We start from the raw sequence: 8972 nt of genomic DNA on the forward strand, positions 1-8972 counted from the left end.
CGATCTTGGCCGGCTTGAGCACCTTGCCGGAGGTGTCGCCCTTGACGGCGGGCTCGGTCCAGGTGATCTCGCGCTCCACGCTGGTGGGCAGTTCGACCGAGATGGCCTTGCCTTCGTAGAACACCACCTCGGAGGGCATGCCGTCCTCCAGGTAGTTCAGGGCGTCGCCCATGTTCTCGGCTTCCACCTCGTACTGGTTGTACTCGGCGTCCATCCACACATACATCGGGTCGGCGAAGTAGGAGTAGGTGCACTCCTTCTTGTCCAGCACGATCTGGTCCATCTTGTCGTCGGCCTTGAAGACGACTTCCGTGCCCTGGTTGTTGAGCAGGGACTTGAGCTTCATGCGCACGGTGGCGGCGTTGCGGCCGCCGCGGGAGTATTCGGTCTTCAGCACGACCCAGGGCTGGCCGTTCTGCATGATCACGTTGCCGGCGCGGATTTCTTGGGCGATTTTCATGGGCGGGTTCTCGATGGGGGCCGCGGTCAGGGGCGAGGGCGGCTGCTGCTGCGATGGCGCGAAAGGCCGGGGCCCATGCGCAAAGCCCTATATTCTAGCCGCCCCCGCCGCGAAGGCCCGCAAACCGGCCGCGAGTTCGGGCAGGGCCCAGGCCTGTTCGCGGGCGCGGGCCGCGGCGGGCGCCCATGCAGCCACGTCGATCGCGGGCAGTTCGCAGGGGTCGGGCGCGTTCCACGCGCGATGGAACGCCGCCCAGTCCGCCGGCGGCTGCAGCCAGCCCAGGAAGGCCTCCAGCTTGGGCAGATGGGCGCCGTCGGCTTGCGGGTAGAGCTGCCAGACGAACGGCCGGCCGGCCAGCAGGGCGCGCACCGCCGAATCCTCGCCGCGCACGAAGTTGAGGTCACAGGCCCAGAGCAGCTCGTCGTAGCCCGCCTGGGTGAGCAGCGGCAGCGGGTGCAGGCGCAGCTGGCCGCGCGCATTCCAGCCTGGCTGTTCGCGGTCGAACGCTTGCACGGCGGCGCGCGTGGCGACGGCGGCGCGCCCGGCCGTGACCAGCAGCGTGGTGGGGGCTGCTGAAGCCGCCAGTTGCGCCAGTGCCAGCGCCAGCGCGGGCGGCTCGTAGCAGAACAGGCTGACGAGCCGACGGCCATCGGCCTCGATGCCCTGCGCACGACGCCAGGCCGCGGCGTCGAAGGCCGCCTGGCGATCGGCCAGCCCGCTCTCGCGCAGCAGCCCGCCCGTGCGCGCGCTGAAGCCGGGATAGAAGAAGTGCCGCTGCAGGCCGGCCGCTGGCCCCACGCTCACGGGGGAGGGCAGGCCATGGCAGCGCGCCACGTAGAGCTCGGCCGAGAGGTACTCCAGGTTCAGCCAGGCGGGCTGCCGGCCGCGATCAGCGGTGGCGCGCGCCAGGGCGGCCAGGTAGCTGTCGGGCGGGTTGCAGCCGAAGGCCTCGATCACCGCGTCCCCTGGCGTGACCTCCGGGAAGTCGGCGTGCCAGGGGTGGACCGCGACGCCCGGGTGGCCCGCGGGCGCCATCCAGGCCAGTGGCGCCGGGTCGTCGATCCACAGCCTGACCGTGTCGCCGCGCTCTGCGAGTTCGCGGGCCAGCCGCCAGCAGACCCCGGCGTCACCGTGGTTGTCGATCACCTGGCAGAACAGATCCCATCGCATTCGGCCCGGATAATAGGCGCATGGCGCAAGCGCACTCCGAGGCGCTCCTGGCGCAGGTGGCCGCCCTGCCGGCCCTGCCGGGGGTGTACCGCTACTACGATGCCGAGGGCGGCGTGCTCTACGTGGGCAAGGCCCGCAACCTGAAGAAGCGGGTCGCGAGCTACTTCCAGAAGAACCACGGCGGCACGCGCATCGGCCACATGATCGGCAAGATCGACCGGCTGGAGACCACGGTGGTGCGCTCCGAGGCCGAGGCGCTGCTGCTCGAGAACAACCTGATCAAGACGCTCGCGCCGCGCTACAACATCCTGTTCCGCGACGACAAGAGCTACCCCTACCTCAAGATCACCGGCGCGCCCGACAAGGCCGCGCCGGCCGAGGGCGCGCAGGCCTTTCCGCGGGTGGCCTACTACCGCGGCGCGGTGGACCGGCGGCACCGCTACTTCGGCCCGTACCCCAGCGCCTGGGCGGTGAAGGAGTCGATCCAGCTGCTGCAGAAGGTGTTCCGCCTGCGCACTTGCGAGGACACGGTCTTCGCCAACCGCACGCGGCCCTGCCTGCTGTACCAGATCCGCCGCTGCAGCGGCCCCTGCGTGAACCTGGTGACGCCCGAGGACTATCTGGGCGACGTGCGGGACGCCGAGGCCTTCCTGCGCGGCGAGGCGCAATCGGTGCTGCAGGCGCTGGAGGCCCGCATGATGGCGCACGCCGAGCGGCTGGAGTTCGAGCGCGCCGCCGAACTGCGCAACCAGATGTCGGCGCTGGCCAAGGTGCTGCACCAGCAGACGGTGGACACCGGCTCCGACAAGGACGTGGACATCCTCGCGGTGCAGGTACAGGGCGGCAAGGCCTGCGTCAACCTGGCGATGGTGCGCGGCGGCCGGCACCTGGGGGACCGCGCGTATTTCCCCAGCCATGTGGAGGATGCGACGCTGCTCGACGACCTGGAGGGCGCGGAGGGTGCGGTGAAGCCGGTCGCGGTGGAAGAGCGGGTGCTGGAAGCCTTCATCGCCCAGCACTACCTGGGCGTGCCGGTGCCGCCGGCGCTGATCACCAGCCATCCGGTGGCGGCTGACCTGGTCGAAGCCCTGTCGCAGCAGGCGGGGGTGCGCGTGGCGGCCGTACACAACCCGCGCGGCCAGCGCCGGCTGTGGCTGGAGATGGCGCAGAAGAACGCCGGCCTGCAGCTGGCGCGGCTGCTGGCGGAAGAAGGGTCGCAGCAGGCCCGCACGCGGGCGCTGGTGGAGGCGCTGGATCTCGCCCCCGACGCGCTGGAGGACTTTCGCGTGGAATGCTTCGACATCTCGCACACGGCCGGTGAGGCCACGCAAGCCTCCTGCGTGGTGTTCCACCATCACCAGATGCGCAACAGCGAGTACCGCCGCTACAACATCGACGGCATCACACCGGGTGACGACTATGCGGCCATGCGGCAGGTGCTGATGCGCCGCTATGCCGCGCTCGCCGAGGCGGCGCGCAGCGGCGAGGCGCCGGCCGGTGGCAGCGCGCCGCGCCTGCCGGACCTGGTGCTCGTGGATGGCGGCCGCGGCCAGGTGAGCATGGCGCGCGAGGTGTTCGCCGAGCTGGGGCTGGACCTCTCGGTCATCGTCGGCGTGGAGAAGGGCGAGGGCCGCAAGGTCGGCCTGGAAGAGCTGGTGTTCGCCGACGGCCGCGAGAAGGTCTACCTGGGCCGCGACTCGGCGGCGCTGATGCTGGTGGCGCAGATCCGCGACGAGGCGCACCGCTTCGCCATCACCGGCATGCGCGCGCGGCGGGCCCGCGTGCGCGTGGGCGGCAGCCAGCTGGAAGAAATCCCCGGCGTGGGCGCCAAGAAGCGCGCCCGCCTGCTGCAGCGCTTCGGCGGCGTGCGCGGCGTGGCCGCCGCGAGCGTGGAGGACATCGCCTCGGTGGAGGGCATCTCGCACGAACTGGCGGAGGCGATCTACCGGGCGCTGCACTGAGTGCGCCGTGCCCGGGCGCGCCCACCTCGTCAGACCGACTCGTCCAGGTACCGGTTCCAGGTGAACGTGGTCGCGGCGGGATCCAGGCGGAAGCCGTCGATGCCTCGATAGAAGTGCTCGAACAGCGAGGCCTGCATCGCCGCTGGCGCCGAGCATTCGAGCAGTTTCGGCGAGTGGATGGCGAAACCCTCTGAACTGCTGGCGTTCCGGTAGGGGCAGGCGATGACGAGCGACAGCGGCTTGCGTCGTGAGAGCAGGCCACCGCCATAGCAGCGGAGCTCGATCGTGATGGCATCCGTGCGCCCGGTCGGCAGGTTGGCGTAACCATCGGTGCTGCGCACCTGCCAGGGGCACCCGTCGGGGTTGTACGCCAGCTTCCGGGCGGACTGCTCGTAGGCGGCCTCGTCCGCATTCAAGCCAAATGCCGTGAACAGGCGCTTGTCCCCGCGTGGCGCGAGCACCAGTGGCGCCAGTGTCTGGCCGCCCTCGACCATGAACAGGCTGTGGGCCGCGCAGTGCCCCGCGGCACCCACCGCCTCTTCCCAGGCGAGCGGAATCGCCGCGTCCTGCGAGCCGGCTCGGACCCCGCGGCGGATCGAGATCATCCGGTTCGTCGCCTGTGCCAGGACCCCCGACGACCAGCCGGCGACCGTGCGCTGGGGCGAGGGCTGCAACAGGATTTCCGTGATCAGGCCGAGCGGAAAGAACAGACGGTTGTCCAGCAGGCAGGCGCAGGTGGTCTCGAACTGGAACTCGATGTCTGGCACCTGCGCCGTCAGCTCCTGGAAGTTCAGCCACTTGATCGGCAGCTGGCCCACGCGCGCCGTGCACATGGCCACGTAGTACGCCAGCATGCGGATCAGGTTCTGCGACGCGGGCGTGTTCACCCAGGCTGCGTAGTCCGGCCGGTCACGCTGACGGATCTCGCGCAGCAGGGCATCGATGCGCTGCAGGCTCTGGCTGGTGAAGTCCGGCCGGGTCTCTCGCAAAGCGTTGAAGTGCGTCAGGCCCCCCGGCGGCTCGATGCCTGCCGCCAGCGCACCCAGGAACTCGCGGCAGCGGGCGTTCCAGTCGATGCGTTCCACTTCCGTCCGTGCCACGCCTTGTGCGCGCTGGATCCACCGCTCGGCATAGGCCGCACAGGTCATCGAGCGATCGCCCTCGAAGAGCGCCGCCTCGATCAGACCCAATGGCGCGAGCGAGGAGTTGGCGAAGATGCCGACCAGCCGGGCCCAGCGCTCGCGCGGCAGCGGGTGATCGGGCGGGTGGCGCGGTGCGGCGTTCTCCCAGTCGAGCCACTCGATCTCGAGGTTCGTGGCGCGCTCGATGGCGAGCCCGAGGGCGACCGCCAGCAGGATGACCAGGGTCTCGCCACCCGGCGTCGCGTCAAGGCTCTCCGCAGTCGGGGCGTAGCGGAGGTGTAGGCGTTCCAGCAGGGCGTCGATGCGCTCGACGCTGTCCATCGAGCCGTCGAGGACGACCCCGGCGAGCTCGTTGCCGTAGGCGACAGGCTGCGGTGGCGGACCGCCGTTGACCAATGACGCACGACACAGGTGCGCTTGTCTCATGAGATCCATCTGGAGGTCCTCCTGGTGTTCGAGTGGTCGGGCGCCGGCGACGAACAGGTCGCTGAAGGCACCGCGTGTGGACTGCAGGCTCCGGCCAACGTGGCCCGGCGCCGTCCTGTTCATTGGACTACCTTTGTAACACATTTGGGAGAAAAAATGAGTTCCAAAATACTCAATAAAGGAAGGTCTCCTGGACTCGTGTCCATGCGCGAGGGGGCTTCACGAACGGAATGCGCAGCCGCAGGCCCGTTGCCGAGGGGCTGCACACCGGGCAAGTGATAATCGACCGATGTTCTTCACGGTGCCCACCCTGCTCACCTGGACGCGCATCGTCGCGATTCCGCTGATCGTGGGCGTGTTCTACGTCGAGGGCATGAGCCTGCAGATGAAGAACCTGCTGGCCACGGTGATGTTCGTCGTCTTCGCGCTCACCGACTGGCTCGACGGCTACCTGGCGCGCAAGCTGAACCAGACGTCGTCCTTCGGTGCCTTCCTGGACCCGGTGGCCGACAAGTTCCTGGTCTGCGCCTCGCTGCTGGTGCTGGTGCACCTGCAGCGCGCGGATGTGTTCGTGGGGCTGATCATCATCGGCCGCGAGATCGCCATCTCCGCCCTGCGCGAGTGGATGGCGCAGATCGGGGCCTCGCGCAGCGTGGCCGTGCACATGCTGGGCAAGGTCAAGACCACGGTGCAGATGGTCGCCATTCCGTTCCTGCTGTTCGACGGCGTGCTGTTCGGGCTGATCGACACCGGCATCTGGGGGCACTGGCTGATCTGGATCGCGGCCTTCCTCACCGTGTGGTCCATGGTCTATTACCTGCAGAAGGCCGTGCCCGAGATCCGGCTGCGGGTGAAGAAGTAGCCCGATGAACGCTGCCACGCGGCCCGACCCGCTGCTGCGGGCCATGCCGGCCATCTTCGTGCTGATCTGGAGCACCGGGTTCATCGTCGCGCGCTACGGCATGCCGCATGCGCCGCCCATGAAGTTCCTGGCGTGGCGCTACCTGCTGTCGGTGCTGTGCTTCGTCGCCTGGGCGCTGGCCGCGCGCGCCGTCTGGCCGCGCGACCGCCGGCAGCTCGCGCACCTCGCCGTGACCGGCGTGCTGATGCACGCCGGCTACCTGGGTGGCGTGTGGGCGGCCGTCAAGGCGGGCATGGGTGCCGGCCTGGCGGCGCTGCTGGTCGGCCTGCAGCCGGTGCTGACGGCGGTGTGGGTGTCCTCGCGTGGCGGCACGGTGGCGCCGCGCCAGTGGGCCGGCCTGGCACTGGGCCTGGCGGGCCTGTTGCTGGTGGTCTGGCAGAAGCTGGGCCTGGGCGAGGTGGGGCTGCTGAACCTGACGTTCGCGGTCATCGCGCTGCTGGCCATCACCACCGGCACGCTGTACCAGAAGCGCTTCGTGTCCCCCTGCGACGTGCGCACCGCCAACCTGGTGCAGCTCGCCGCCGCGCTGGCGGTGACGCTGCCGCTGGCCCTGCTGGAATCCGAATCCATGCGCTGGACGCTGCCCGGCGGCGCGATCAATGGCGAGCTGGCCGGGGCCATGGCCTGGTCGGTGCTGGGCCTCACGCTCGGCGGTAGCTCGCTGCTCTACCTGCTGATCCAGCGCGGCGCGGCGACCACAGTCACCAGCCTGATGTACCTGGTGCCGCCATCCACGGCCTGCATGGCCTGGGTGCTGTTCAACGAGCCGATCACGCTGCTGATCATGACCGGCATGGCCCTCACCGCCGTGGGCGTGAGCCTGGTCGTGCGCTCGCCGCGCTGACGCGCCAGGGTTCGGCGCGAAAGCGCTCCGCCAGGAAGTCCACCAGCAGGCGCAGCCGTCGCGGCACGGTGCCGGTCTGCGGCGCGAGCCAGTGGATGTCGGCGTCGGCCATCGTGTGGCCCGGCAGCACGCGCACCAGGCGCCCTTCGGCCAGCGCGCCCGCGATGTCCCACAGGCTGCGCAGCATGATGCCGTGACCGGCGAGGCACCAGTCGCGCACCAGCTCGCCAGAGTTGCTGGACAGCGGGCCGCGCACGCGCACCCGCGTCTCGGTGCCGTCCCGCTCGCGGCGCAGGCGCCAGACATCGAAGCCCTCATGTTCGCGCACCACCAGGCAGTCGTGCGTCGTCAGTTCCTCCACGGTCCGCGGCGCGCCGCGCCGCTGCAGGTAGGCCGGTGCCGCGACCAGCACGCGCTGGTTGCGCGCGAGTCGCCGGGCGGTCCAGGCGCCAGCGCGGGCACCCGACAGCGACCAGAGCCAGACCGCGCCATCGAAGCCCTCGGCGGCCAGATCGGGCAGGCGTTCGGTCAGCTGAACCTGGATTTCCACCTGCGGATGCAGGGCCTGGAATTCCGCCAGCGCCGGCCCCAGCCAGGCGCGGCCGAAGCCGAAGGTGGCCGCCAGGCGGATGCGGCCCACCGGCTCGTGGTGGCGCTCGCGCAGCTCCGCCTCCAGCGATTCGAAGCCTGCCAGCAGGCCGCGAGCCCTCTCGCACAGCAGCTCGCACTCGGCTGTGGGGGACATGCGGCGCGTGGTCCGCTGGAAGAGCTTCACGCCGAGGCGTGCTTCCAGGCTGGCCAGCTTGCGTGTGACCACCGAGGGCACCACATCGGTGGCAAGCGCCGTGGCGGCCAGGCTGCCGTGCTCGCGCAGCGCCAGCAGCAGGGCGAGATCCGCTCGGTCGATGGGGTGGCTGGATTGCTGCTGCATCGCGAACAATGAATTGCCGCATTATTGCTTGATCGGCCGATCGCGCACCTGCCAGAATGGCCGCCATGTTGGAAGCCTTCCAGTCCCTGCAGATCGAGCGAGATGGTGTGCCTCTGGCGGTGCGCGTGGCGGGCGAGGGCGCGCCCCTGCTGCTGCTGCACGGGCACCCGCAGACGCAGGCGATGTGGCATCGCGTGGCCCCGGCGCTGGCACGGCATTTCCGCGTGGTGCTGATGGATCTGCGCGGCTACGGTGACTCTGGCCGGCCGCCCGCGGGCGAGGGTAGTGCCGCGTATGCCAAGCGCGAGATGGCCCTGGACGCCGTGCATGTGATGCGCACGCTGGGCCACGAGCACTTCCAGGTGCTGGCGCATGACCGCGGCGCGCGCGTGGCCCATCGGCTCGCGCTGGATCATCCGCAAGCGGTGCAACGTCTCCTGCTCCTCGACATCGCCCCCACGCTCGCCATGTACCGCGGCACGACCGAGGCTTTCGCCCGTGCCTACTGGCACTGGTTCTTTCTCATCCAGCCGCCGCCCTTGCCGGAGGCGCTGATCGCCGCCGACCCTGCGCGCTACGTGCGCAGCGTGATGGGCGGCCGCCACGCGGGCCTGACCCCCTTCGCGCCGGAGGCTTTGGCCGAGTACGAGCGCTGCGCCGCGCGGCCCGGCACGGCCGAGAGCATCTGCGCCGACTATCGCGCCAGCGCCGGCATCGACCTCGCGCACGACCAGGCCGACATGGATGCCGGCCGCCGCCTCACCCAGCCGCTGCGCGTGCTGTGGGGCGAGCACGGCGCCGTGCACCGATCCTTCGACGTGGCCGCGCTGTGGCAGGCGGCCGCCCTCGATTTCACCGGCCGCAGCGTGCCGTGCGGCCACTACATCGCGGAAGAGGCCCCGGCCCTTCTGCTGGATGAAGCCCTCTCATTCTTCAAAGGAACCCCATGAGCAAGAAGCGCATCGCAGTCATCGCCGGCGACGGCATCGGCAAGGAGGTCATGCCCGAGGGCGTGCGGGTGGTGGACGCCGCCGCGCGCAAGTTCGGCATCGACCTGCACTTCGACCACTTCGACTTCTCCAGCTGGGACTACTGCGAGAAGCACGGCAAGTACCT

General features: G+C 70.0%; 8 protein-coding genes and 1 pseudogene. 5 read left to right on the forward strand and 4 right to left on the reverse strand.

Annotation, left to right across the window (positions count from 1 at the left end):
• Together ACE3T5_RS19755 and earP are read right to left on the reverse strand one after the other, a co-directional pair.
• Window positions 1-460, reverse strand: a 460-nt coding sequence (locus ACE3T5_RS19755; RefSeq protein ID WP_374669821.1) for an elongation factor P, incomplete at its 3' end; no start/stop codon positions are given.
• An 87-nt stretch (window positions 461-547) separates the two neighbouring features.
• A complete protein-coding gene (gene earP, locus ACE3T5_RS19760) occupies window positions 548-1630 on the reverse strand; it encodes an elongation factor P maturation arginine rhamnosyltransferase EarP (RefSeq protein ID WP_374669822.1) in 1083 nt (360 codons plus the stop codon).
• A gap of 20 nt (window positions 1631-1650) precedes the next feature.
• Here earP and uvrC point away from each other — a divergent pair, with 20 nt between their 5' ends.
• Window positions 1651-3591, forward strand: a complete 1941-nt coding sequence (gene uvrC, locus ACE3T5_RS19765; protein ID WP_374669823.1) for an excinuclease ABC subunit UvrC — start codon at window positions 1651-1653, stop codon at window positions 3589-3591.
• Between the two features lie 29 nt (window positions 3592-3620).
• Here uvrC and ACE3T5_RS19770 read toward each other — a convergent pair whose 3' ends face one another.
• Window positions 3621-5159, reverse strand: a complete 1539-nt coding sequence (locus ACE3T5_RS19770; RefSeq protein ID WP_374669824.1) for a hypothetical protein — start codon at window positions 5157-5159, stop codon at window positions 3621-3623.
• Between the two features lie 289 nt (window positions 5160-5448).
• On the opposite strand from ACE3T5_RS19770, the gene pgsA reads away from it, so the two are divergent.
• On the forward strand, window positions 5449-6021 hold the full coding sequence (gene pgsA, locus ACE3T5_RS19775; RefSeq protein ID WP_374669825.1) for a CDP-diacylglycerol--glycerol-3-phosphate 3-phosphatidyltransferase: 573 nt from the start codon (window positions 5449-5451) through the stop codon (window positions 6019-6021).
• 4 nt (window positions 6022-6025) lie between these two features.
• Window positions 6026-6925 carry a DMT family transporter gene (locus tag ACE3T5_RS19780; RefSeq protein WP_374669826.1) on the forward strand — a complete coding sequence of 300 codons (900 nt, stop codon included), beginning with the start codon at window positions 6026-6028 and terminating at the stop codon, window positions 6923-6925.
• Here ACE3T5_RS19780 and ACE3T5_RS19785 read toward each other — a convergent pair.
• The gene (locus ACE3T5_RS19785; protein ID WP_374669827.1) at window positions 6882-7856 is read right to left on the reverse strand and encodes a LysR substrate-binding domain-containing protein; all 975 of its coding nucleotides are present in this window, start codon (window positions 7854-7856) and stop codon (window positions 6882-6884) included. The two genes, ACE3T5_RS19780 and ACE3T5_RS19785, sit on opposite strands and share 44 nt — an antisense overlap.
• A gap of 56 nt (window positions 7857-7912) precedes the next feature.
• On the opposite strand from ACE3T5_RS19785, the gene ACE3T5_RS19790 reads away from it, so the two are divergent.
• Both ACE3T5_RS19790 and ACE3T5_RS19795 read left to right on the forward strand, forming a co-directional pair.
• A complete protein-coding gene (locus ACE3T5_RS19790; RefSeq protein WP_374669828.1) occupies window positions 7913-8806 on the forward strand; it encodes an alpha/beta fold hydrolase in 894 nt (297 codons plus the stop codon).
• A pseudogene (locus ACE3T5_RS19795) lies at window positions 8803-8972 on the forward strand (tartrate dehydrogenase); the annotation flags it as partial. The gene ACE3T5_RS19790 and the pseudogene ACE3T5_RS19795, both read left to right, overlap by 4 nt.

Source organism: Ramlibacter sp. (assembly GCF_041916345.1).
Classification (GTDB): Bacteria; Pseudomonadota; Gammaproteobacteria; order Burkholderiales; family Burkholderiaceae_C; genus Ramlibacter.